The organism is Pseudaestuariivita sp. (assembly GCF_052825805.1).
Genome location: NZ_JBRBVB010000003.1, coordinates 318,819 through 343,568 on the forward strand (window position 1 = coordinate 318,819; position 24,750 = coordinate 343,568).

General features: G+C 68.2%; 13 protein-coding genes. 5 read left to right on the forward strand and 8 right to left on the reverse strand.

Translation table 11 applies throughout. From position 1 onward, the window contains the following. The first annotated feature begins 81 nt into the window (after nt 1–81). The 4 genes from ACU0B3_RS05925 (at nt 82) to ACU0B3_RS05940 (ending at nt 13,442) form a co-directional block, all read left to right on the forward strand. Nucleotides 82–6,549, forward strand: a complete 6,468-nt coding sequence (locus ACU0B3_RS05925; protein WP_446259905.1) for a type I polyketide synthase — start codon at nt 82–84, stop codon at nt 6,547–6,549. Next, nucleotides 6,546–7,532, forward strand: a complete 987-nt coding sequence (locus ACU0B3_RS05930; protein WP_446259906.1) for a glycosyltransferase family 2 protein — start codon at nt 6,546–6,548, stop codon at nt 7,530–7,532. The genes ACU0B3_RS05925 and ACU0B3_RS05930 overlap by 4 nt, the downstream gene beginning before the upstream one ends. Further along, nucleotides 7,532–11,983: a MupA/Atu3671 family FMN-dependent luciferase-like monooxygenase gene (locus tag ACU0B3_RS05935; RefSeq protein WP_446259907.1), complete on the forward strand. Its 4,452-nt coding sequence runs from the start codon at nt 7,532–7,534 to the stop codon at nt 11,981–11,983. The genes ACU0B3_RS05930 and ACU0B3_RS05935 overlap by 1 nt, the downstream gene beginning before the upstream one ends. A 136-nt stretch (nt 11,984–12,119) precedes the next feature. After that, nucleotides 12,120–13,442, forward strand: coding sequence for a GumC family protein (locus ACU0B3_RS05940; protein ID WP_446259908.1), 1,323 nt, complete (start codon nt 12,120–12,122; stop codon nt 13,440–13,442). Between the two features lie 10 nt (nt 13,443–13,452). On the opposite strand, the gene ACU0B3_RS05945 is transcribed toward ACU0B3_RS05940, so the two are convergent. From ACU0B3_RS05945 to ACU0B3_RS05970, 6 genes are all read right to left on the reverse strand, one after another. Beyond that, nucleotides 13,453–14,622, reverse strand: a complete 1,170-nt coding sequence (locus tag ACU0B3_RS05945; protein ID WP_446259909.1) for a CpsD/CapB family tyrosine-protein kinase — start codon at nt 14,620–14,622, stop codon at nt 13,453–13,455. Nucleotides 14,623–14,731: 109 nt separating this feature from the next. Beyond that, nucleotides 14,732–16,834, reverse strand: a complete 2,103-nt coding sequence (locus ACU0B3_RS05950) for a Gfo/Idh/MocA family oxidoreductase (protein WP_446259910.1) — start codon at nt 16,832–16,834, stop codon at nt 14,732–14,734. A 10-nt stretch (nt 16,835–16,844) separates the two neighbouring features. Continuing rightward, on the reverse strand, nt 16,845–17,810 hold the full coding sequence (locus tag ACU0B3_RS05955; protein ID WP_446259911.1) for a glycosyltransferase: 966 nt from the start codon (nt 17,808–17,810) through the stop codon (nt 16,845–16,847). Further along, entirely contained in the window at nt 17,807–19,021 is a 1,215-nt protein-coding gene (locus ACU0B3_RS05960; RefSeq protein WP_446259912.1) for a glycosyltransferase family 4 protein, read from the reverse strand. The genes ACU0B3_RS05955 and ACU0B3_RS05960 overlap by 4 nt, the downstream gene beginning before the upstream one ends. After that, on the reverse strand, nt 19,018–19,980 hold the full coding sequence (locus ACU0B3_RS05965; protein WP_446259913.1) for an NAD-dependent epimerase/dehydratase family protein: 963 nt from the start codon (nt 19,978–19,980) through the stop codon (nt 19,018–19,020). The genes ACU0B3_RS05960 and ACU0B3_RS05965 overlap by 4 nt, the downstream gene beginning before the upstream one ends. After that, nucleotides 19,968–21,092 (reverse strand): Gfo/Idh/MocA family protein, encoded by a 1,125-nt coding sequence (locus tag ACU0B3_RS05970; RefSeq protein ID WP_446259914.1) that lies wholly within the window; start codon nt 21,090–21,092, stop codon nt 19,968–19,970. The genes ACU0B3_RS05965 and ACU0B3_RS05970 overlap by 13 nt, the downstream gene beginning before the upstream one ends. Nucleotides 21,093–21,313: 221 nt before the next feature. Here ACU0B3_RS05970 and ACU0B3_RS05975 point away from each other — a divergent pair, with 221 nt between their 5' ends. Then, nucleotides 21,314–22,069 (forward strand): WecB/TagA/CpsF family glycosyltransferase, encoded by a 756-nt coding sequence (locus tag ACU0B3_RS05975; protein WP_446259915.1) that lies wholly within the window; start codon nt 21,314–21,316, stop codon nt 22,067–22,069. Here ACU0B3_RS05975 and ACU0B3_RS05980 read toward each other — a convergent pair. Together ACU0B3_RS05980 and ACU0B3_RS05985 are read right to left on the reverse strand one after the other, a co-directional pair. Then, the gene (locus ACU0B3_RS05980; RefSeq protein WP_446259916.1) at nt 22,066–23,349 is read right to left on the reverse strand and encodes a glycosyltransferase family 4 protein; all 1,284 of its coding nucleotides are present in this window, start codon (nt 23,347–23,349) and stop codon (nt 22,066–22,068) included. The two genes, ACU0B3_RS05975 and ACU0B3_RS05980, sit on opposite strands and share 4 nt — an antisense overlap. Further along, on the reverse strand, nt 23,346–24,746 hold the full coding sequence (locus ACU0B3_RS05985) for a hypothetical protein (protein WP_446259917.1): 1,401 nt from the start codon (nt 24,744–24,746) through the stop codon (nt 23,346–23,348). Before ACU0B3_RS05985 ends, ACU0B3_RS05980 begins: the two co-directional genes overlap by 4 nt. Nucleotides 24,747–24,750: the final 4 nt, after the last annotated feature.

Genomic DNA, 24,750 nt, shown 5'->3' on the forward strand with positions numbered 1-24,750 from the left:
GCGCCCCGCGCGGCAAAATCGCCCCACTTTCTCCGCATTCCGAGACTACCCCGATCCGTCTATGCGCCACTGGACATCCGTATGACCGACCAGACCCAAAGCCCCGACACTTCCGGCGACATCGCCATCGTCGGCATGGCCGCGCACCTGCCGGGTGCGCCGGACATTGGTGCCTACTGGGAGAACCTGCGCGCCGGGCGGTCCTCGATCCACAAGCTGAGCGAGGAGGACCTGATCGCCGTCGGCGAAAGCGCCGCCCTGATCCACCACAAGAACTACGTCCGCGCAGGCGCGCATCTCGAGGGCTTCGAGTTGTTCGACGGGGAGTTCTTCGGCTTCTCGCCCAAGGACAGCGCGATTATGGACCCGCAGCACCGGCAGTTCCTCGAGACCGCCTGGGAGGCGCTCGAGAACGCGGGCCACACGCCCGAAGGGTTCGACGGCGCCATCGGCGTCTTTGCCGGCTGCGGGATGGGCAGCTACTTCTACTTCAACCTCTGCTCGAACCCGGATCTGGTGCAGTCGACGGGCATGTTCCTGCTGCGCCATACCGGCAACGACAAGGACTTCCTGTCAACCCGGGTGAGCCATGTGCTCGACGTGACGGGTCCCTCGGTCAACGTGCAGACCGCTTGTTCCACCTCGCTGGTGGCGGCGCATTACGCCTGTCAGGCACTGCTGAACGGCGAGTGCGACATGGCGCTCGCGGGCGGGGTGACCATCGAGCTGCCGCAAGGCCGGGGGTATCTCTTCAAGGAAAACGAGATCCTCTCGCCCGACGGGGAGTGCCACGCCTTCGACCACCGCGCGCAAGGCACGGTGTTCGGCTCGGGCGCGGGCACGGTTGTGCTGAGGCGCCTCGACGACGCGATCCGCGACCGCGACCACATCTGGGCGGTCATCAAAGGCACGGCGGTCAACAACGACGGCGCGGACAAGGCCGGGTACCTCGCCCCTTCGGTCGGCGGACAAGCCGCCGCCATTGCCGAGGCACAGGCCATCGCGGGCGTGACCGCCGACACCATCGACTATGTCGAGTGCCACGGCACCGGCACCTACCTGGGCGATCCCATCGAGGTCGCCGCCCTGACCGAAGCCTTCCGCGAAACCACGGACGACGCGCAGTTCTGCCGCATCGGCTCGGTCAAAACCAACATCGGCCACCTCGACACGGCGGCGGGCGTGGCCTCGCTGATCAAAGCCTCGATGGGGCTCTACAACCGGGAGATGCCGCCTTCGCTTGGGTACGAGGCGCCCAACCCGTCGATCGACTTCGAGACCTCGCCCTTCTCGGTGAATGACACGCTGACGCCCTGGACGTCCCACGCAGGCCCCCGCCGCGCGGGCGTCAACTCCCTCGGCGTCGGCGGCACCAACGCCCACGCCGTCCTCGAAGAGGCGCCTGCGCGCGCCGCCTCCGGGGAAAGTGACTGGCCCTTCCAGCTGCTCTGCCTCTCGGCGCGCAACGCGTCGGCGCTCAAGGACAGCTCCGCCAACCTCGCCGCACACCTGACCTCGACAGACGACCCGCTCGCCGACATTGCCTGGACGCTCAAGGAAGGCCGGCGTGCCTTTGAAAAGCGCCGCGTTGTGGTGGCAGAAACCCATGTCGAAGCCGCTGGGCTTCTGGAAACCAACGACGCCAAGCGCGTCTTTACCCACACCGCGCTCGAGGACCCCGAGCTGGTCTTCATGTTCCCCGGCGGCGGCGCGCAATACGCCGGCATGGCCCGCGGGCTCTACGAGACCGAGCCCGTGTTCGCCGACTGGATGGACCGCGGCCTCGACATCCTCCAGCCGAAACTCGACTACGACATCCGCGCGCTCTGGCTGCCCGAGGGGGATGCAGCCACGGCAGAGGCGGATGCACGCCTCAAGACACCGAGCGCACAGCTGCCGCTGATCATGATCACCGAATACGCGCTTGCGCAGCTCTGGATAAGCTGGGGCGTGACCCCTGCGGCCCTGATCGGCCACTCGATGGGGGAGAACACCGCCGCCTGCCTGGCCGGCGTGATGTCGTTCGAGGATTGCATCGGCCTCGTGCACCTGCGCGGCACGCTTTTCGACACAGTACCCGCCGGCGGGATGCTGTCGGTGAACCTGCCCGCCGCCGAGCTGCAAACCTACCTCGGCGACACGCTCGATCTGGCGTCGGTCAACGCGCCCGAACTCTCTGTCGCGTCGGGCCCGGACGCCGCGCTCGACGACCTCGCGGCAACGCTCAAGGCCAAGGACATCGACTGCCAGCGCGTCGCCATCGACATCGCCGCGCACAGCCGTATGCTCGAAGGTATCCTCGCCGAGTTCCGCGCCTACCTTCAGTCTATCACGCTCAGCGCACCGCAAATCCCGTTCGTGTCCAACCGCACCGGAGCGTTCATCACCGAGGCCGAGGCAACCGATCCCGACTACTGGGTGCAGCACCTGCGCGGCACGGTGCACTTTGCCGACGGCATCACCACGCTCAGCGCCGCGCCGAACCGCATCTACCTGGAGGTCGGCCCGGGCAAGGCGCTCTCGAGCCTGACGCGCCAGCACGGCAATGTCCCCGGCCAGCAGGTCCTCTCCTCGCTCCGGCACCCGCAGGACGACACGCCCGACGACATCCACCACGTCTCCGTGCTTGGCCGCCTCTGGGCGCTCGGCGCGACGTTCGACTGGACGCAAATCTGGGGAGACGCACCGCGCAACCGCGTGCCGCTGCCGACCTATGCCTTCCAGCGCCAGTCCTACTTTATCGAGCCCGGCACCCAGACAGCCGCCCTGCCCGAGCCGCTCATGCGCGCAGGCAAGGTCACTGACTGGGGCGTGAAACCCGTCTGGCGCCCGGCCCTTCCCGACTGCCCATTCGACATCGAGGCCGGCATTGCCGAAAGCGAGCCGCGCACCTGGCTGATGTTCCTCGACGAGGCGGGCGTTGCCCAGCGCCTCGCCACCCGCCTGACGGACGCAGGCCACAAGGTGGTGACCGTCCGCGCCGGCGACACGTTCACCCGGCTCGGAGAGACCGCCTACACCCTCGCACCCGAGCGCGGACGCGAGGGCTACGACCTTTTGATCCGCGACCTCGTGCAGCGCGGCATCGTCCCGGAACGCATCGCGCATTTCTGGCTGACGACGCAGGACGAGCGCTTCCGCCCCGGCTCCAGCTTCTTTCACCGCAACCTCGAACAGGGGTTCTACGCGCTCCTCTTCCTCGCGCAGGCGATTGAAGATGAGGCCCTGCCGAAACCCATCCACATCACCTGCGTGACGACCGGCGCCCAGCGCCTGCGCGACGAGGCGCTGCCCTACCCCGAAAAGGCGACCATCGCCGGCCCGCTCCGCGTCTATCCGCGCGAGGGCGCGGGGGTCACGACAGGCTCGCTCGACATCGTGCTGCCGCCCCAGCCCCGCACGCGCCGCGGCCAGCCCGCCTTTGACGCCGCGATGGAAACGCTCGAGCTGCACCTGCTCGAAGAGCTGCTCGCCGATCCGTCGGACACCACCGCGCTCCTGCGCGGTACCCGGCGATATGTCCAGGACCTGCGCCCTGCCGACCTCGAGACCGGCACGCCGCCCTTCATGCAAGGCATGACCGTGATGATCACCGGCGGCTTCGGCGGGATCGGCCTGACCATCGCCGAAGACCTCATCACCCGCCACGGCGCCAACATCGTCCTCCTGTCGCGCAGCGCCCTGCCCCCGCGCGAGGCTTGGGCCCAGCACCTCAAGGGGCACGGCCCACGCGACGCCACGTCCCGCCGCATCCGCGCCATCGAACGGCTCGAGGCGATGGGCGGCACCGTCCTCGCGCTGGCCGCGGACGTGTCCAACATCGAGGACCTCCGCCGCGCCCGCTCCGAGGCCGAGGCGCAGTTTGGCACCATTACTGGCCTGATCCACTCCGCCGGGGTGGTCGACGACGGCCCGCTGCAGACCAAATCCGCCGGCAGCATCGAGGCGGTCTTCACCCCCAAGATCCACGGCACCCAGGTCCTCGAAGAGGCGTTCCCGGACGGCACGCTCGACTGGCTCGTGCTCTTCAGCTCGACCTCGACGGTGATCGCGCCCATCGGGCAGGTCGACTACGTCGCCGCCAACGCCTACCTCAACGCCTACGCCCACGCCCGTGCCGGGGACCAGACCCGCGTGATCGCGATCAACTGGGGCATCTGGAACGAGGTCGGAATGGCCGCTGACGCCATCGCCACGCGCACCGGCGCGGACGAAGAGGTCCCGCCCGAACCCACGGACGCCCCCATGCTCGACGCCGCGACCTTCGACGCGCAGGGCAACCGGGTCTTTACCATGACCTACGACGCGCGCCGCGACTGGTGGGTGGACGAACACCGCACCAAAACGGGCGAGGCGCTGGTGTCCGGCACCGGCTACATCGAACTCGCCGCCGAGGCGCTCGCGGCGCAGGGTGAGGCCGGCCCCTTCGCGCTGCAAGACCTGACGTTCATGCGCCCGTTCTACATCGCCGACGAGACCCCGCAGGAGGGGCGCGTGCGCCTCACACGACGCGATGAGGGCTACGGGTTCGAGGTCCAGTCCCGTGTGACGCTCGATGGCCGGCAGGGCTGGCAGACCCACGCGCAAGCGGTGCTGGCACTGGCGCCCCTGGCGCAACCGCAACCGCTCGACGTGGACGCCATCGCCGCGCGCTGCCCGCGCCGGCAAGACGGCCCGCAAGCCTCCCCACAAGAAGCGCACCTCGCCTTCGGCCCTCGGTGGAAGGTCCTGACATCAACTGCGTATGGAGATGGCGAAGGGCTCGCGACACTGGCCCTTCCGGGTGCCGCACGCGCCGATCTGGCGGATGGGTTCCTACTGCACCCCGCCCTGCTCGACCTCGCAACCGGCTGGGCGATGGAGCTGATCGACGGCTACGCCGCGGGGCACCTCTGGGTGCCTGTCAGCTACCCGTCGATCCGTGTCTACGCCCCCCTGCCCGCCGACATCGTCAGCCATGTGCGCAGCCGCCCGGGCAACACGAACGACGCGCAAACCGCGCAGTTCGACGTCACGCTCGCAGCCCCCGACGGCACGATCTGCGTCGAGGTCACCGGCTTCACGATCAAACGTGTCGACAGTGCGGCAGCCTTTGCACGCGGCGGGCGGCTCCTGCCCTCCGAGGTCACCTTCGACGATGCAGGCACCCAGCCGCTCTCGCCCGCCGAAGAGCAACTGCACCACACGCTCAGCCAGGGCATCCTGCCGGCCGAGGGCGCCGAAGCCTTCCGCCGCGCGCTTGGCACCGACCTGCCACAGGTCATCGTCTCGTCCCTCGATCTGGCCGAGCTCAAGGCGCAGACCGCCGCGACCGTCGCCGCCAGCCAAGACACCTCGCAAAAGTTCGAGCGCCCCGAGCTCGACAGCGATTACGCCCCGCCCGAGAACGACATCGAACGCACCCTCGTCGGCTTCTGGGAGGAGCTGCTGGGCGTCTCGAACGTCGGCGTCGAGGACAGCTTCTTCGACCTCGGCGGACACTCCCTGATCGCCGTCCGGCTCTTTGCGATGGTCAAGAAAGCCTACCGGATCGAATTCCCGATCTCCGTCCTCTTCGAGGCACCTACGATCCGCACATGCGCCACGCTGATCGCAGAGCAAACCGGCTACACCGGCGACAGCGAGACGGGCTCCCCGGAGCCCGGCGAGCAGCCCGTGGCGCCTGCGCGCCGGTACACGCACCTCGTACCGATGCACGAGGGCGAAGGCGGCCCGCGCACGCCGTTCTTCCTCGTGGCCGGCATGTTCGGCAACGTGCTCAACCTGCGCCACCTCGCGCATCTCATCGGCGCCGACCGACCCTTCTACGGCCTGCAGGCCCGCGGCCTCTATGGCGGCGAGGAGCCCCACCGCGACATGCAAAGCGCCGCGCGCGACTACATCGCCGAAATGCGCAGCGTGCAGCCCCACGGCCCCTACATGGTCGGCGGCTTTTCGGGTGGCGGCATCACCGCGCTCGAGATCACACGCCAGCTCGAAGCGGCGGGAGAAACCGTGAGCCTCCTCGTCATGCTCGACACGCCCCTGCCCGTGCGCCGCCCGCTCAAGCGGATCGACCGCGCCCTGATGATGGCGCAGGATATCCGCCGCAAGGGGATCGGCCACATCCTCGGCTGGCCTTTGCGCCGCCTCAAATGGGAGATCGCCAAGCGCCGCGGCCTTGGCCTGGTGGAGGCCCCGGCAGAGGCGCACAGCTTCCACAACTCCGCGATCGAGGCAGCTTTCATGGACGCGGTGACCGCCTACGAGGTCACGCCCTGGGATGGGCGGCTCGTGCTCTTCCGCCCCGCGCTGGTGCCGCACTGGACCGTCAGCGGCGGGCAGATCGTCAGCGAGGAACGCGCCTACCTCTTCCACGACAACGACTGGTCCGGCCACATCGCGGACATCGACGTCTTCGAGGTGCCGGGGGATCACGACAGCATGGTGCTCGAGCCCAACGTGCGCGTACTCGCGTCCCGGATGAAGGCGACCATCCTCGAGGCAGAGGCGCAGTACGACGCTGGCGCCGCGCTCGCGGACGCGCACGCCCGAAAGGCCGCCGAATGACCCGCACCGCGACCCTCCTGACGGTGGTGCTGAACTTTCGCACGCCAGACATGACGCTCCGCGCGGTCGAGGCCGCCTTGCGGGAGACGGCGAACTTGCCCGGCGAGCTGGTGCTCGTCGACAACGACAGCGGCGACGGCTCGTTCGACAAGATGCAGGCGCATATCGCGGAGCGCGGCTGGCCCGTGCGCCTCATCGCTTCGCCCCGCAATGGCGGTTTCGGCGCCGGCAACAATGTCGGCATCCGCGCAGGACTGAGCACGGGCGAGAAACCGGACTACGTCTACATCCTCAATTCCGACGCCTTCCCCGGCCCCGGCGCGATCACGCGCCTCTACGACACGCTCGAAGCACGCACCGAGATCGGCTTTGCTGGCAGCTACATCCACGGCCCCGAGGGCGATCCGCACATCACCGCCTTCCGCTTTCCCAGCATCGCCGGAGAGCTCGAAGGTGCCGCACGGTTCGGCCCTATCTCGCGCCTCCTCAAAGGTGCGCGCGTCCCGCTCGACCTGCCCGAGACCACATGCGAGGTCGACTGGCTCGCCGGCGCCAGCCTGATGATGCGGCAAAGCGTGCTCGACCAGATCGGCCTTTTTGACGAGACGTTCTTTCTCTACTTCGAGGAAACCGACCTCTGCCTACGCGCGCGCCGCGCAGGCTGGCCGACGCTCTATAACCGGGAGAGCGAAGTCGCGCACATCGGCTCGGTCTCCACCGGGATGAAGCGCTGGAGCCGCACGCCCGGCTACTGGTTCGAGAGCCGCTGGCACTATTTCACCAAGAACCACGGGACAGCTTACGCCGTTTTCGCGACCGGGGCGCATCTGCTCGGCGGCCTCCTGTGGCGCGCGCGCCGCGTGATCCAGCGCCGCCCGGCCGCCGATCCACCCCACTTTCTGAGGGACCTCGCGGCGCACGATCTGCGCGCGCTCATGCCGCGCCGCGCGCCCGGTCCCGCTTTGCGTAAAGGAGACGTGTAATGTCTCGACTGACCTCCATCATGATCGGCGACGAGTCGCTGCTTGTGCAATGCGCGACCCAGTGGCTTGGCGCCGGGCACGCGCTCGCTTGCGTCGTCACGGCCTCCTCCCAGGTCGCCGGCTGGGCGACCGCGCAGGGCCTCACGGTTGAGGCGCCGGGACCCGATCTTGCCACGCGCTTGCCCGAAGTCGACTGGCTCTTTTCCATAGCCAACCTGCGGCTCCTGCCCGACACCGTGCTCGCCAAGGCCACCGGCGCAATCAACTTCCACGACGGCCCCCTGCCGCGCTACGCCGGCCTGAACGCCCCCGTCTGGGCGCTCTGGAACGGCGAAGGCGCGCACGGCATCACCTGGCACCACATCACGCCCGGCGTCGATGCGGGCAACATCCTCGTGCAGGAGATGTTCGACATCTCCGCCAGCGACACGGCCCTGACGCTCAACACCAAATGTTACGAGGCGGCCCTGCGCAGCTTCCCCCGCGTGATCTCCGCAATCGAAAGCGGGGAGACGTCCGGCACACCGCAAGACTTTGCCCAGCGCACGCTCTACACCCGCGACATGTGGCCCGAGCTTGGCGGCCTTCTGGACCTGCGCCTCGACGCGCATGTGCTCGCGCGGCACGTCCGGGCGCTCGATCACGGCACGTACCGCAACCCGCTCAGCACCGCCAAGCTCGATACCGGCACCGGCCTCGTGAGCCTGAGCGGCGCGCGCGCGGTCCCGGCGGATGCTCTGCCCGGCACGGTGCTGGCCACCAACCCGCCTCGCATCGCCTGCGGCACCGGCGCGCTCGAGATCGACGCGGCCGTGCAAATGGACGGCACCCCCGCAACGTGGGGGCATCTCACCGTCGGCACCGTCCTGCCCCTGCCATCCGCCGAGGACAGAAACGCGCTCGAAGCCGCCTACGCCGCGATGGCGCCAATGGATTTTGCGTGGAGCGAGGCACTCAAGGCGCCCGCCGCACGCCTGCCCTTCGACACCGGAGCGCCGTCGGGAACGACCGCGACCATACCGCTGGCCAATGCGTCGATCGAGACCGCACTTCCCAAGGCCCGCGCGCTCCTAGAGGGCGGTACAACCATCGCCCTCGCCCGCGCAGGGACCGTGGCCCTGAACCAACCCGGCCATGCAAGCGCGTGGGTACCCGTCACCGTAGAAATCCCAAACGACGCGACGCCCTTCGCCACCGACCTGCCGCTCAGGGTGCCCGGCGCGACGACCGACACCCCCGCCCTCGGCCTCGCCGATGCCGGCGGGATGATCGACGGCACCGCGCTGACGCTCTGCCTGCACAGGGGCGAGGCACATTACGACACCGGTCGCCTCTCCGAGGCCGATGCCCGCCGCCTCGTCGCACGGTTCGAGACCGGCGAGACCCTGCCCGAGGCCGAACGGCGCGAGGTCCTTGCCACCTGGAATGCCACCGCCCGCGACGTCACGCCCGCCTGCCTGCACGACCTCGTCTCCGCGCAAGTCGCCAGGTCGCCGGACGCCGTCGCGCTGGTATCCGGCGCGACCGAGATCACCTACCGCGACCTCGACGCCCGCGCCAACCGCGCCGCGCATGTGCTGGTTGAGATGGGCGTGGGACCGGACACGCTTGTCGGGCTGCACACCGCCCGCACGCCGCACCTCGTCATCGCCGCGCTCGCGATCCTCAAGGCCGGCGGCGCCTACGTGCCGCTCGACCCGGATTATCCCGCGGACCGCATCGCGCTCTACATCGAGGACTGCAAAGCGCCAATCATTGTCACGACCTCGGACCGTGCGGCCGGCCTGCCGTCCCACTCCGCCGAAGTGCTGGCGCTCGACACCGACCCGCGCCTTGCGTCCGCGCCTGATACGCCCCCCGACATCGCGGTCACGCCGGACGCGCTGGCCTACATGATCTACACCTCCGGCTCGACCGGGCGCCCCAAGGGGGTGATGCTCGAACACCGAAACGTCGCAAACTTCTTCGCCGGGATGGACGACCGGCTGGCGCACGATCCGGCGGGCACCTGGCTGGCGGTCACGTCGCTCAGCTTCGACATCTCAGTTTTGGAGCTGTTTTACACCCTCGCGCGCGGCTTCAAAGTCGTGCTGGCGGGCGGCGACAACGCCGCGATGCTCTCCTCCGGCAGGCTCGGCACCACCGGGCGCGGCATGGACTTTTCCATCTTTTACTGGGGCAACGACGACGGCGTTGGACCGGCCAAATACGAGCTGCTCCTCGAAGGCGCCAAGTTTGCCGACCAAAACGGCTTTGTCGCCGTCTGGACACCCGAGCGGCACTTCCACGCCTTTGGCGGACCCTACCCGAACCCATCGGTGACCGGCGCAGCCGTCGCCGCCGTCACCAAAAACCTCGCCATCCGCGCAGGCTCTTGCGTCGCACCGCTCCACCACCCGGCCCGCATCGCCGAGGAATGGGCGGTCATCGACAACCTCACGAACGGGCGCGTGGGCCTGGCCATCGCCTCGGGGTGGCAGCCGGACGATTTTGTCCTGCGCCCCGAAAACACGCCGCCCGCGAACAAGCCCGCGATGCTGGACAGCATCCACACCCTGCGCAAGCTCTGGGCGGGGGAGGAAGTGCCCTTCCCCAAGGCGGACGGCACCCTGCATCCGGTGGTCACGCAACCGCGCCCCGTATCGCAAAAGCTGCCCATCTGGGTCACCACCGCGGGCAATCCACAGACCTGGAAAGACGCCGGAGAGATCGGCGCCAACGTGCTGACGCACCTCCTCGGCCAGTCGGTCGATGAGGTCGCGGACAAGATCAAGATCTACCACGAGGCGCTGCGCGAGAACGGCCATGATCCGGCGGACCACAAGGTCACGCTGATGCTGCACACCTATGTGGCCAGCTCCCGTGAGGAGGCGCGCGAGATCGCCCGCGAGCCGATGAAGGACTACCTGCGCTCCGCCGCCGCCCTCATCAAAGCCTACGCCTGGGCCTTCCCCGCCTTCAAACGCCCGGAGAACGCGTCGAACCCGATGGACATCGACCTCGGCTCGGTCTCGGACGAGGACATGGAAGGCATTCTCGACTTTGCCTTCACCCGGTATTTCGAGGACAGCGGCCTCTTTGGCACCGTGGATGACTGCGCCGCGCGCGTCGAACAGCTCAAGCGCATCGGCGTGGACGAGGTCGCCTGCCTCATCGACTACGGCATCGCCGTGCCGCAAGTGCTGGACGGTCTCCGCCCATTGGCCGAGGTTGTCGCAACCGCCAACAAGGCGAGCCGCATCCCGGACGACGACTTTTCCATCGCCGCGCAGCTCTTGCGCCACAAAGTCACCCACCTGCAATGCACGCCCTCCATGGCGCGGATGCTGGTCGCCGACGACGAGGCGCGCTTTGCCCTCGGCGGCGTCGAGCACCTGATGATTGGCGGCGAGGCGCTGCCCGGCGGGCTGGTACAGGATCTCGTGCGCGCAAGCGGCGCAGCCGTGACAAACATGTACGGCCCGACGGAGACGACGATCTGGTCGTCTACGGCACCCGCAACGGGCGAAGAAGCCATCACCAACATCGGCACACCGCTCGTGAACCAGCGCATGTACGTGCTTGACGAAGCGCAACAGCCGGTCCCCGTCGGCACCCCGGGCGAGCTCTACATCGCCGGCGACGGCGTGGCGCGCGGGTACTTCGAGCGGCCCGAACTGACCGCCGAGCGGTTCCTGCCCGACCCGTTCCACGGCAGCGGACGCATGTACCGGACAGGCGATCTCGTGCGCTGGCGCGGAGACGGTCATCTCGAATTCATCGGACGCGCCGACTTCCAGCTCAAGCTGCGCGGATACCGCATCGAGCTGGGCGAGATCGAGGCCCGGATGGAGGCCGCCCCGGGCGTGACCCAGGCCGTCGTCACCGCCCGCGAGGACACGCCCGGCGACACGCGGCTCGTTGGGTATCTCACCGGCTCCGCGGACGAGGCGGCACTGCGCGCGGCGCTGGCCGAGGCGCTGCCGGACTACATGGTCCCGCACGCCTTTGTCACGCTCGACGCCTTCCCGCTCACGCCCAACAAGAAGGTCGACCGCAATGCGCTGCCGGCCCCCGGCGCGCAAACGGCCAAACGCGTGGCGACACCGGCGCCGGAGCTGCGCAGCGTTGCGCCGCCCGCAAGCGGCACCGAACGGCAGATCGCAGAGATCTGGCAGCGCATCCTCGGGGTGCAGGAGATCGGCAGCAAAGACAACTTCTTCGAGCTGGGCGGTCACTCTCTCCTGGCGGTGCAGGCCCACCGCGAAATCCGCGACGCGCTCAAGCTGCCCCGGCTGAGCATCACCGACATCTTCCGCTTCCCGACGCTGGGCGGGCTGGCCGAACGCATCAGCAGCGAGGCCGCACCGCCCGCCGAGGCTGGCGCGCACCCGCCCGCCAACGACCGCGCCGCCGCGCGCAGCGACATGATGGCCCGCCGCCGGCAGATGCGCGCGAGGCGCCGCGCATGACCCGCACGCCGACCCAGAAACAGAGTATTTCCACGCCATTTGGCCGCTTTTGCGTGAATTTGAGCCAATTGGTGCGTATATCCATGCCTTCCGAGCGGGGGGACCAGCCCTCCCGCGCTGCCACCGGAGCCGCGACATGAATCAGCTCAGCACGCTTTCCGAGATCATCTCGATGCTCAAACGCCGGTGGTGGCTGATCATGCTCGTGACCATCGTCGGCACGGCGCTCGGCCTCAACTTTGCGCTGAACATGTCCAAGCTCTATCAGGCGACCGCGGTCGTGCAGATCGAGAGCCCGCAGATCGCCACCCCCGACACGTTGGCCGAACGCGCCGACAGCTCGCACCAGCTGCGCCTGATCGAGCAGCGGCTGATGGCGCGGGACAACCTGATCGAGATGATCGAGCGCTACGGGCTTTACCAACCCGAGGGCGCGCCGCCCCTGCCGATGGAGCAGCGCGTCTTCCTGCTGCGCTCGGCAGCCACGGTGACGCAGCTCACCGCCGGCGGTCAGCCGTGGCAGCCGGGGATCATCCCGTCGGGCCTCTTGATCACCGTCCAGTCCGAAGAGCCGCAGATCGCCGCCGCCGTGGCCAACGACTTGCTTGGTCAGGTGGTCGCCTTTGGCCGGAGCCGCGACGAGTCGCGCGCCCGCGAGACGCTGGTCTTCTTCGAGGCCGAGCAGAGCCGGATCGACGCGGAAATCGTCGCCCTCGAAGAGCGCATCGCGGCCTTCAAGGAGGCCAACGCCAACAGCCTGCCCGACAATCTGCCGACCCAGCGCGGCCAGCTGTCCCGCCTGCAGGACGCCGAGCTGGAGCTGGATCAACAGCTCATCGAGCTGGATGCGAACTCCGCCCGCACCCGCGCCGCCGAGCGCGCGCGTCAGGTGGCGCTTTTGAACGACCAGCGCGCGCTGGTGCAAGAGCGGATCGCCGAGACCGAGGCGGCGCTGGAACAGGCGCCGGACGTCGAGTTGGCGCTCAACACGCTCGAGCGCGAACGCGCGCAGCTGCAGGACCAGTACAGCGTCATCACCCGCCGGCTGGCGGACGCCGAGATGGCCTCGGCCCTGTCAGACCAGCAACGCACCGCGCAGTTCGAAGTGCTCGAAACGGCCGTGGTGCCCAACACGCCGATCTCCCGCTCGCGGGCGCGGCTGGCGATGATGGGTGCGATCGGCTCGCTCATCGCGGGGCTGATCCTGGCGGTCGTGCTCGAGCTTTTCAGCCCGGTGATCCGCAACTCCGAGCAACTCGAAAAGGCGCTGAACGTGCAGCCGGTGATCTCGGTCCCGTATATCAAGGCGCGGCGCCGGGGGCGGCTGTCGCTCGCCTGGCTCTTTGGCGCGCTGGCGATAGGGCTGGGCGTCGCGCTCGCCGCAGGGCGCACGTTGCAGGACAAGCTGAGCGGCGTTCTGGGACGCAGCGGCGGGGTGAGCGCGCGCGGCGAGAGCTGAGGACGACGCGTCAGTAGCTGTAGGAGCGGACGGTCGGCCCTTCGGCCTTGTTCATGATGATCCCGAGGAGCGGCGTGCTGTCGCCGAGGCGGCGCTCGACCTCCTTGACCTCGTTCGGGCGGGTGATGCCGCCGCCGACCACCATCAGCACCGCGTCGATATGCGGGCGAAATGCCATGACGTCGTCGTGAAAGAGCGCCGGCGGCATGTCGTACAGCACGACGTCGGGCTTGAACCGCGTGTGGATGCTCCGCAGCACCTCACCGGTTTCGGGCAATTGCAGCAGCTCGGAGGCATACCCCTCGCTGACACCGTTGAGGCCCAGCGCGATGTTGCGCCCGATGCTGAGCCCGCCGTCGCCCAGGCGGACGAAGTGATCTTCGGGCGGGGTCATGCCACGCAGCACGTCGCCGAGGCTGCCCGGGCGTTCGGCCCCGAGCACGCTTGCAAGCGACGGCTTGCGCATGTCCATGTCCAAAAGCAGCGTGCGACACGCTTCCTGCCGGCTGAGACTCATCGCAAGGTTGGCCGCGACAAACGTCTTCCCGCAATCCTTGGTCGGGGAGGTGATCGCAACGCGAGACCAGCCGTTCTCCTTGAGCGCGTGCAAAAGCCGCGTGCGCAAGACGTCAAAGGCCGTGTGCGCGGGGTCGCGGCGCGTGGCGGAGATGATGCGGTTTTGCTCGAGCGTGGCGGCGCTGAGTTGGAGCGTCGCGAGCTTGTGCCAGACGTCATCCGCCCGCGAGGCCCGCGCGGTCCGCGGCACCTGTGCGGAGGCGGGCTGGACCTCTGCCGGCTTTGCCTTGTCCTTAAACGCGGGCATCGCAAGCGGCGCATCCGCGCTCTTTGACGCATCCGCCTGCGGCGTGGGGCTCGGCACGACGGCTGTCTCCAGCACAAACGGCCCCGGCGTGTCCACGCGTGTGTCGGGCGTCAGCACGGCAGGTGTGCTGTCAGGCGCCTTGGCCTCGGAAGCCGCAGGTTTGGCGGGGGTTTTCGCGGGATCGGCCGAAGCCGCACGCTGCATGCCCGGTTTGCTGATCTCGGTGACGACGATCTTGCGCGGAGCGCGCGCGCGCGCAGGGCGTTCTGCCGGAGCGCTTGTGCGTTCCGGTGTCGAGGCGGCTTTGTCCTCTCCCCGCCCGCGGCGGGAGCGCGTGAATTTCGGACGCTCGCTCATCGTGATCCTTGTCCGTCCGCGGCACCAAAAGGGACACCACGATTGTGCATATAGCCGGCGTTATGCGGCGAAATTAAGCCGATTGTCTGAAGATGCAAAAGATCGGCGCCTAAAAGCCGAGAAGGTTGGCGTCATCGATGGCCTTGCGGGCAAACGCGGCGCGGTCGGCCTCCGGCGACCAGCCCAGCGCGGCCTTCGGCGCGGCGTTGTCAAAGGGCGAGAAATGCGCGCGGCTCTGCCAGTCCTTGAGGCTCGCCCGGAGCGCGTCCTTGCGTTTGAGCGCGTGGCGCTTGAGCCCGTATTTCACCCGCTCGGCGGCGAACATGGCCGTCAGGTTGCCGGGCTTGACGGTGATGCGCGCGCCGAGCCTTGCGTGGATTTGGTCGAAATAGTCCTGCGCGGACCACATAGGCTCGCCCACCAGGTTGAACGACTGGCCCAGCGCCTCTGGCGCTTTGCCCATCAGGATCAGGCCGTCCGCCACATCCTCGTTCAGCACGAACGGCAAGAGGTTGCGGCCATGTCCCCAGATGCGCACCGCTCCCGCGCCATGCCAACGTCCGATTCCCCAGTGTTGGAGCGGGCCGCCGCGCCCGACGACGATGCCGGGGCGCGCGATGGTCAAAGGCAGATCGCCGGCGGCGTGCATCTCGAGCAGGCGGCGTTCGCACTCGGCCTTTGAGCGCGCGTACATGTTGCGGTCGCTCATGTCCTCGGCAAAGCCGGTGGCCTCGGTGATCGTCACGCCCGGGTCGGACATGTCGTAGCTGGCGATGGTGCCGGTAAAGACGAACCGCCCGACGCCTGCCGCGCGCGCGGCGCGGGCGATGGTGTCCGAGACGCCCACGTCGTTCGCAAGCGCTCCCTCCCACGTCTTTTCGAGCGAGCGGGCAAGGTTGTAGACGACTTCGGTTCCGGCCATCGCCTCCCGCAACGCGGTTTCGTCGCGGAGGGACACCCCCACCGTCTCGACGTTTTCCGGCAGATCCGCAAAAGGCCCGCGCGTACCACGGCTGATGACGCGCACGTCGGTGCCTTGTGCCACCAGCGCCCGGGTGAGCGCTTGCCCGATGAACCCCGTGCCGCCGATCACGACGGCCTTGGGGTTGGGCGCGCGTGTGGCCTTGGGCGGCACATAGGGCGCGGCAAGCTCGGGCGGCAAGCGGTCGAGCGTGGCGTCGATGGCTTGCATGACCTTGAGCGCGGTTGCGCCGGAAAAGCGCGGATCGATCGGTCTGCTCTCGGAGATGGCAGCGTAGAACTCGGAGGCAAGCCCGGCAAAACTGACGCCATAGGCCGACTTGCGGTTGAGCGAGGCGGTCTGGCGCGCGGCGTTCACCACACCCTCGCGCAGGTGCTGCCAGGCGGCGGTCATCTCCTTGCGGAACGGGTTCACGATCAGGTCCGAGGCGTTCTCGCGTGCCAGCGCCAGCACGTCATTCGCGTAGTCGTAGCGTGCCATCCCGCCCGAGCCGGTGAGCGTCAGCGAGCGGTCGTCGAACGTCTCCACCAGCGACAGCGTGAACGTCACATCGACCCCGCCCGCGCGGGCCATCACCCGCCAGCCCTGCGGGCGCCACGTGTCGCCGGGGATGTCCACCGGGCGCGAGATGTCGAGGTGCAGGACCTCCACCTCGCCAAACAGATCGACGGCAAAGGCGTAAAGGTGCGGACCCAGCTCGAGCAGCAGGTTGCGCGGATCGCGCATCAGCCAGATGCCGTAGGGCCCTGCGCGCAGCGGTCCCAGTGGGAAACACCAGTTGATGTCGGCGCGCGCGATCCGGCCCAGCTTGCCCTCGGCAATGGCGGCCTTGAGGCGGCGGTAGCCCGGCGTTCCCATGAAGTTGTGCCCGGCGGCAAAGATCTTCCCTGATGCCTCGGAGGCCGCGACCATGTCGGCGGTCTCTGCGGCGGAGACCGCCACGGGTTTTTCGACGAGGCAGTGTACGCCCGCCTCGAGGCACTGCACCGCGATGTCGCGGTGGACCTGCGGGGGCGTTGTGATGTGGACTGCGTCAACCTTGCCGGAGGACAACAGGTCCTGAACGGAGGTGAACGCTTCGACGCCGTAGGTCTCGGCAAAGCCGTCCGCGGCGGCGGCGGAGGCGTCACACACGGCCACGAGGTCCACCCCCGAGGTGGCCCGGATCGCGCCGGCGTGCCAGTCGGCGATGTAGCCTGCCCCGATGATCGCGGTTCTGATGTTGGCCATGGCCGATGCCTCACTTGTACTCGATGATCCGCATGGCCGCACCGCGCCTTTTGCGGAGGTGGTAGGTCGCCAGGCCGATCATGTTTGGAATTTTGGACAGCGTAATAAAGACCGCGTGGTGCGCCGCCTGCCCGCTAGGCATCCCGTCCCGCACCAGCCCCTGCCAGGTACGCGCGTAGTTGTAGGCGTAGCCCGCCAGTCCCAGCAGCACGAGCCACGCTGAGATGAGCAGACCCAGCAGGATGACAACCGGCAGGGCAGCGCCATAAAGCCAGACGCGTTTGCGTTCGCGGGTAAAGAAGTCCGGGTGCAGATCGCCCACCTGCGCAAATCCGTGGCCAGAGCGCACGGCGCGTTGCCACCACTGTCCGAAGCGGGTCATGGCGGCGTCGTGTCGGGTCATCTCGACAGGCAGGCGGCGGAGCGTCCAGCCCGCCTTGCGCAGGCGCTGGCAGAACTCGTCGTCCTCGGCGGCGATCACGTCCGGGCGCCATCCGCCGGCAGCGCGGTACGCGGAGACGCGCACCTTCATGTCGCCGCCACACGTCTCGATCTCGCCGGCGGGCCTGCGCCACTCGTGGTGGCAGAGCGCGTTGTAGACGCTCGCGTCCGGTGCGATCTCGGAGCGCCACCCGGTGACGAGGCCCAGGTCGGGGTCCTCGGCGAGTGCCTCGCGGCCCGCGTCGAGCCAGCCTTCCACAACGGCGCAATCGCCGTCAATGAACTGGATGACGTCGACGTCGTGCGTGACGAGCAAAAGCTCCGCGCCTTCGCCGCGCGCGCGGGCAGCGGTGAAGGGTGTGGCGGGGTCAAGCTCGATCACGTCGGCACCCATGGAGCGCGCCACGGGCACGCTGTCATCGCGCGAGCCGCTGTCGACATAGACGACCGGGTGGCCGAGGCCAGCGACGGACTGGAGGCTGCGCACGAGCCGCTCCCCCTCGTTGCGCCCGATGAGGACGAGGCCGAGTTTCATGAAGTTGGCCTCAAACCGAGCGTTTCGCCGGCGTGATGCGCTTCGATCAGGGATTTCAGCCAAGCGGCTTCCTGGCTGACGTCGAACTCCGCCGCGACCTTGGCGCGACCGGCCGCGCCCATTCGTGCGCGCAAGTCGGGGTCGTCGAGCAAAGTGCGGAGCGCGTCTGTCAGAGCCTCGACATCGCCGGGCGCGACAAGCAGGCCGGATGTGCCGTCCTCGACCAGCTCAGGGATGCCCGCGATGCGCGTGGTGAGGACGGGGACCTGTGCGGCCATCGCCTCCATCAAAACCACTGGGACACCCTCGGCAAAGGAGGGCAGCACCAGCACGTCGGATTGCGCCAAAAGCTCAGCCACCCGGTCCTGCGACTGGTAGCCGAGGAAGTTTGCGTTGACGCTGAGCTCTCGCGCGAGCGCTTCGTGGGCCGCGCGTTCAGGTCCGTCGCCGACAAGAGTCAGGTCAAACTCGGTCGTTAGCTTCTCCGCTGCTTGCAAGAGGAGCGGCACGCCTTTCACACCTGCGAGACGCCCGACAAACAGCACCTGCGGACGGCGGTTCGGCTCGCGCGCGGCGGCATAGCGCCGAGGCTCGACGCCGCAATGCACGATGTGCAGCTTGTCCCAGTGCCGCGCCTCGGAGAACGCCATCGCCTGGCTCCGGCAAAAGTGCGAAATACAGGCCACGAACTGAGCGCGCGCGATCTTTTCATCGAGGCGCCAGTGCATCGGTTCAAAGAAGATGTCCGGCCCGTGCAGCGTGAAACTGTAGGGTCGCCCGTTCAGATGGGACGCCAGCATCGCGACGGTACAGGACGCCTTGGCGATGTGGTTGTGTAGATGCACCGCGTTCTCGCGCCGCATCCAGTCCGCCAACACGACCGCCTCGGCGAGGTAAATGAGGTTGTAAAGCCGGCCTTTGATCCCCTTGGGCGCTGTCCGCCAGGCCAGCGCCAATGCACTCCAGAACCGCGGCTGCGCGAGCGCCTTTAAGGAGAGCATAAGCCCCGCCAGAGAGGCGAGGCGTTCGAGCACGTAGAAGGTCTGCGCCGCCTCCGCGCGTTGCTCGGGACCCACCAGATGTGCCGCGTCGGTGCGGCGGATCGAGGACGTGACGACCTCCATCCCGTGCGCGCGCAGGGCGGCAACTTCGCGTTGGACGAACGTATCCGTCGCGCGGGGATACTCGCCTGTGAGGTAGGCGATCCTCATGCGTTGGTGCCTGCAACACTCGCGGCAAAGGCGGCGTCGAAATCCATGCCCGGCGTCCAGCCGAGCGCGTGCAATGCGGCGTTGGAATATGTCAGCGGTTGATAGCGCGCGCGGAGCGTCTCGATCTGAAAGAGCGAGGACGCGGTGCCAGACTGGCCAAGCAAAGCTGCTGCCGGGCGCAGCCAGCGCCAATGAAAGGGCACAACGCGCTCCGGCCAACCAGTCTGGCGCATGGCAGCCAGAAAGCGCGCGCGGGTGGGCAAGTCATCGTCGAGCACATGCACGGTCTGGATGCCCTCGGGCGCCTGCCCGGCGGCCAGCACCAGCGCCTGCGCACAGTGGTCGATGTAGGAGAGCGGGACCTGGCCGCGCGTCTCCATCCGCACCAGCGTCGGGCCAAAGGTCGGACCGATATGCGCATTCCACAGCCGGTCCGGGCCAAAGACTGCGCCGGGGCGCATGATCCAGACTGGCAGGCCGATGTCGCGGGCGGTGGCGCGCACGTGCTGCTCTTGCACCAGCTTGGCGCGGGCATAGGCGTCGCGGCCGGCAGTGCGGGTTTCGACCTCGCTTGTCTCGTCGATAAGGGCGCCGTTGGCATGGCCCATGGCTCCGATCACGGCGATGGAGGAGACGTGGACCAGCCGTTTCGGCGCGACGGCGAGCGCTTGCAAAAGCGTTTGCGTGGCGCGGTCGGTGTCGCGGGATTGCACCAGTGGATCGCCGCTGAGTGAGGCGGCACAGTGGATGACGGCGTCGACGCGGGGGAGCTCTTCATCCAGGGCGGCGCGGGCGGAGGGTTCGGCCAGATCGCAGGTGCGGACGACCTGTGCGCCCGGCACGTCCGCCCCGCGGGAAAAGGCGGTCACGTACCATCCGCGCGCCACGGCTTCGGCCACAGTCGCGCGCCCGATGAAACCCGACGCGCCGGTGATGAGGACGCGGCCTACCTCGCCCATGGCATCGGCTCCATCGGATCGCAGGTGGTGGTCATCGTCTGCGCCCCCGCCGTGCGGCCGGCATTTTGCAGTGCGAGCGTGACCTCATTGAGGTGCAGCGCCTCGCGTGGACCAAGGCGCGGCGGGCAGCCTCTATCGAGCGCATCGCTCATTTCCGCGAGGCCCAGCGCAAAGTTCATCGAGGCTGCGCCCCATCTGCCGACCTTGGGGTGGGTCGGGCCTTGGAGGCGGATACGGCGCCCGAGCGGGTGTTCGAGGAGGCGGCGGCGAATCTTCATCCGGCGGTGAAACCGGACGGGCGCGCCGTTGTCCCACGCCTTTTTCACGCGCAGAACGCCAGCGTCGCCGATCACCGCGATGCCGTGATCATGCGGGGCGACGATCGAACAGGTAAGCCGTGCGACCATCCCGCTGGCAAAAAAGAGCGTCCCGATGGAGACGTCGGGCGTGTCGGTGTCGGGGTCCGTCTTGCCGGGGATGACGGAGGCGGAGGCGGCCACCACCGTCTCGACCGCGCCAAACATGGCGATGAGCCAAGTGAGGTAGTATCCTGCGTGCTCGAGCGTGCATCCGGTGCGAAATTCATCCTCTGCCGGCCAGGGCGCGCCGCTGTCGCTGGTCCAGTCCTGGTAGGGCGCTTGCGGGATGAACCCGTCGTCGAGCTCTGCATAGACGAGGCACGGCGTGCCGGCGGTGCCATCGCGGACGGCCTTGGCCAGCGTCTGCGCCGTCTCCCCGAGCACCGAGCAGGGCGCGGAGGCAAGGCAGAGGGCTTGCGCCTCGGCCAGCGCGCAAAGCTCAGAGGCGTGGTCCATCTGCAGGGCCAGAGGCTTCTCCGAATAGACGTGGCACCCGGCGGTCAGCGCGGCCTTGGTGATCTCGTAATGGGCGGCGGGGTTGGTGAGGTTGAGCACGATCCCGTCCCGGGGATGTGCCGCGAGGAGCGCCTCGAGCGAGGACGCCGCCGGCACGTCGTGATGCGCGCAAAACGTCTGCAGCCGCGCGCCGTCGATGTCGAACACACCTGCCACGCGCACGTCCCCGAACGCCGCGAGCGACGCCATGTAGAGGTCCGCGACAAAGCCGCAGCCGATGATCGACACCGTGCGCATCCCGGGCCTGTCCTCACGCGTTTGCGGTCGCTCGAACGAACCGCCTTGGGCGTTGATTACATAAAAGCGTGGCAACAATTCGACACGGGGCAGCGTGCGGTCGGTGGCTTTTGTCGGCAATGGTGCTGTTTGGCACCGCCGCCATCCTATCGCCGCGCCCGGGTCTCGCTTCTGACGCCTGGCGCCTGCACAAAGTCTGCGCAACCTGAGGACGCGCCGCCTTGAAATTTGTCACCCGCACGGGCTCCGTCACGATCAACATGCCCACGCGCGCGGCGCTGCTGGAGGCCGTGCGCGCGCGGATGGCGGCGCGCGAGGGCTTTGCGCTGGCAACGCTCAACCTCGATCATCTGGTCAAGCTGAACCACGACCCGGCGTTTCAGACGGCCTATGCGGCGCAGGATTTTGTGGTCGCGGATGGCAATCCCATCGTGTGGCTGTCGCGGCTGGCGCGTCGCCCGGTCGAGCTGGTGCCGGGCGCTGATCTGGTGCTGCCGCTTGCGCGGCTGGCCGCGGAGACAGGAACGCCGGTTGCTCTTCTTGGCACGACGGAGGCGGCGCTCGAGGCGGCTGGCGAAGGGCTCATGGCACATGCTCCCGGCCTTGCCGTGGTGGCCAAGATTGCGCCGCCGATGGGGTTCGATCCGTCCTCCGAGGGAGCTGTTGCAGTGTTCGACGCGCTTGCGCAGTCAGGCGCGGGGCTGTGCTTTCTCGCGCTCGGTGCGCCCAAGCAGGAGGTGCTGGCCGCGCGTGGACGCAGCCTTTGCCCAGGCGTCGGGTTTGTCTCGATCGGAGCGGGGCTCGACTTCATCGCCGGCAGCCAGACACGTGCGCCGGCCTGGGTGCGACGGCTGGCGCTGGAGTGGGTTTGGCGGATGGTGCTCGCGCCCGGGCGGCTTGTTCCGCGCTACGCAAAGTGTATCGCGATCCTGCCGGGCCATGTGCTGCGCGCGCTGCGCCCGCGCAGGGACGGCTAGAAAAAGCGCGGCTTGGGCGCGCTGCCGCGCGACAGGCACCATTTGTAGATTTCAAAGATCTGCTCCGCCTTGCGCGACCACAGGAAATGCGACTGCACCCGCGCGTGGGCGGCGGCGGCCAGCGCGGGCAGGCCGGTGCGGTCCTGCACCAACGCCTCGAGCGCGGTGCGGAAGCGGGTCACGATGTCCGCGCGCCCGCCCAGCGGCACCTTGAGGCCGACGTCGGCGGACACCAGCTCCCCGGGGCCGGCATAGTCCACGATCAACGGGACGACGCCCAGCGCCATCGCCTCGAGCACGACACCGCCGCCAAACTCGCGGATCGATGGGAAGGAGAGCAGGTGGGACTGCGCGAGGATTTGCTGCACCTCCGTGTGGTCCTTCCAGCCATGAAAGGTGACCGCAGGGCCGAGCTCGCGCGCGGCGTCCTCCAGCGACGGGCGCATCGGGCCATCCCCGATGATGTCAAGCTGCATCCGCCCGGCCTCTAGCATCGGGCGCGCCGCCTCGATCAGCATATCGGGGCCCTTGTAAGGCACGAGCCGGCCGACAAAGCAGGCCCGGAGCGGGCCGTCCTGTGCTTGGGCTGCACGCGACGCGACGGCGAACCGGGACGGGTCGATACCGTTTTCAGGGATGTAGAACGTCTTGGATTCGGTGCCGTGCGGCAATTCCGAGGCGGTGTGCCGCGAGCCGGCGATGATCGCGCTCGCCGCGCTGTAGGTCGAGGTGTGGCCGGGCAGGTACTTGTAGGCGCCGCGCACGTAGCTCAGCCACTCCTTCTCCTGCCGGCGCTCGGCGTCAAAGCCGTCTGGCCAGGGCACCCCGCCGTTGAGCGGTCCCAGCACAAACGGCACGCCCGCGCGCGTGACCTTGCCGGCGATGGGGCTTGGCTGCGTCGGGCTGAGCGGCGTGATCCGGTGCACGATGTCGTAAGCGCCTGCCTCGATCTCCGGGCCAAAGCGTTGCCAGACGAGGCGCTCGAAATAAGGATAGGCGAAGCGCGACACCGCCTGCAGCATCGTCCAGCCGACGCCGGCCCCGCCGCGCAGCCGCTCGGACACGCCCCAGGCGGGGCGCATTACGGCCTCGCTGTCGATGGCCACGAACTCGCTGCCCTCGACGAGGCCGGTCTGCAGAATGTCGTCGCGGTTGCGCACCTGCGTGACCAGCGTGACGTCCGCCACCTCCGCCAGCGCGCGCGACAGCGACCAGCCGATGAGCGGCACGCTCACCCAGTTGGGGTTGGCCGCCTCCGCGATGAGGAGCACGCGCGTCACAGGACCGGCTTCCAGTTGAGGTGAAAGCTCTTGTGCAGCGGCTGCGCCAGACGCTCGGCCTTGAGGTGCTCGGCGTAGCCCAAAAGCGCGCCGGCCACGAGGAAGGTCAGCGGGGTGATCGTCGCGTTCGGCACGAGGTCGATCATGTTGATGGCATGCAGCAGCGACAAAGGCCCCACAAACGGAGAAACCGCGTCGAGCCGCCGCGCCGTCGCCTCCCGCCAGATCAGGAGCAGCGGCATGAGGAGGAGCAGGAACTCCGCGAGGAACCCGACCCAGCCAAAGATGCCGATGACGATCACCCAGCGCCCGTCCGAGATCGACAGGATTTGACCCGTCACGGGGTGCAGGATGTGGTTGCGCCCCCAGCTGCCCCAGCCAAAGACCGGCTTCTCCTCCGCCTTTTCCAAAAGCTGCGCCTCGTTCTCGAACCGGAACTCGAGCGACGCAGCGCGCTCGGCGTCGATGGCCCGGGCCGCGCTCAAAAGGCTTGCGTCGGGGATGATCTCGTTGCCCTTGAGCACCGGGTAGGCCACCGCGATACAGCCCAAAAGCGCCGCCAGCCGGACCTGCGCCATGGGGCGCATCATCAGCACCAGCGGCAGCAGGAACGCGGCAAAGAGCCAGGCGCCCAGCGACTTGGCCAGCACCAGGACGACGCCGATGTAAACGGTGCACCAAAAGTAAAACGTCTTGCTGCGCCGGTCATCGAACCGGTAGAGCGCCGCCGCGCAGATCAGCGCGGTCATGCAAAAGAACGCCACCCAGATGCCGTGGTAGAGAAACACGACCGGGCGGAACCCGCCGAACCGGATCGACTGGCCGAACTCGTGCTGGAAGTACCCGTAGATCTTGACGTTGAGCTGCGGCGACAGGCGCACCTCGATCAGCATCGGGATCGTGTAGACAAGCCCCGCGAACATGAACGCGACCACCAGCGCCCGCAGCGACTCGGCGGAGTGCAGGAACTGCCGCGCCAACAGGAACGGCAGCACAAAGATCGCCTGAGTCAGCACCAGCGCCAGTGCGTCGCTCACCCGCAGCCCCGGCACGGAGGCCGCGCCGAGGATGATCGGATCCTGGTTGTTGAGCATCGTCAGGAACGGGCTCAGCACAAAGACGAACAGAAGCCCCTTCCCGATCCAGCTTTGCGGCAGGATCGTGCCGCGCACGCCGTGCATCATCAGCACCAGCGCAAAGGTCGCGATCGAGGGGATCGTGTCCTTGCTAAAGACCGGCATCGCGGGAAAGTCGAACCCCGCAGGCGGCGGAGGCAGCAGCAGATACGCCACCAGCAGCGTGAGGATCACCCCCCGCTCCGGGCTCAACTGGCGTAACATCATCAACGTGATGAAGGGCCAGATGAGCAGCATCATCTGCGCAAATGCGTTCGGCATGACC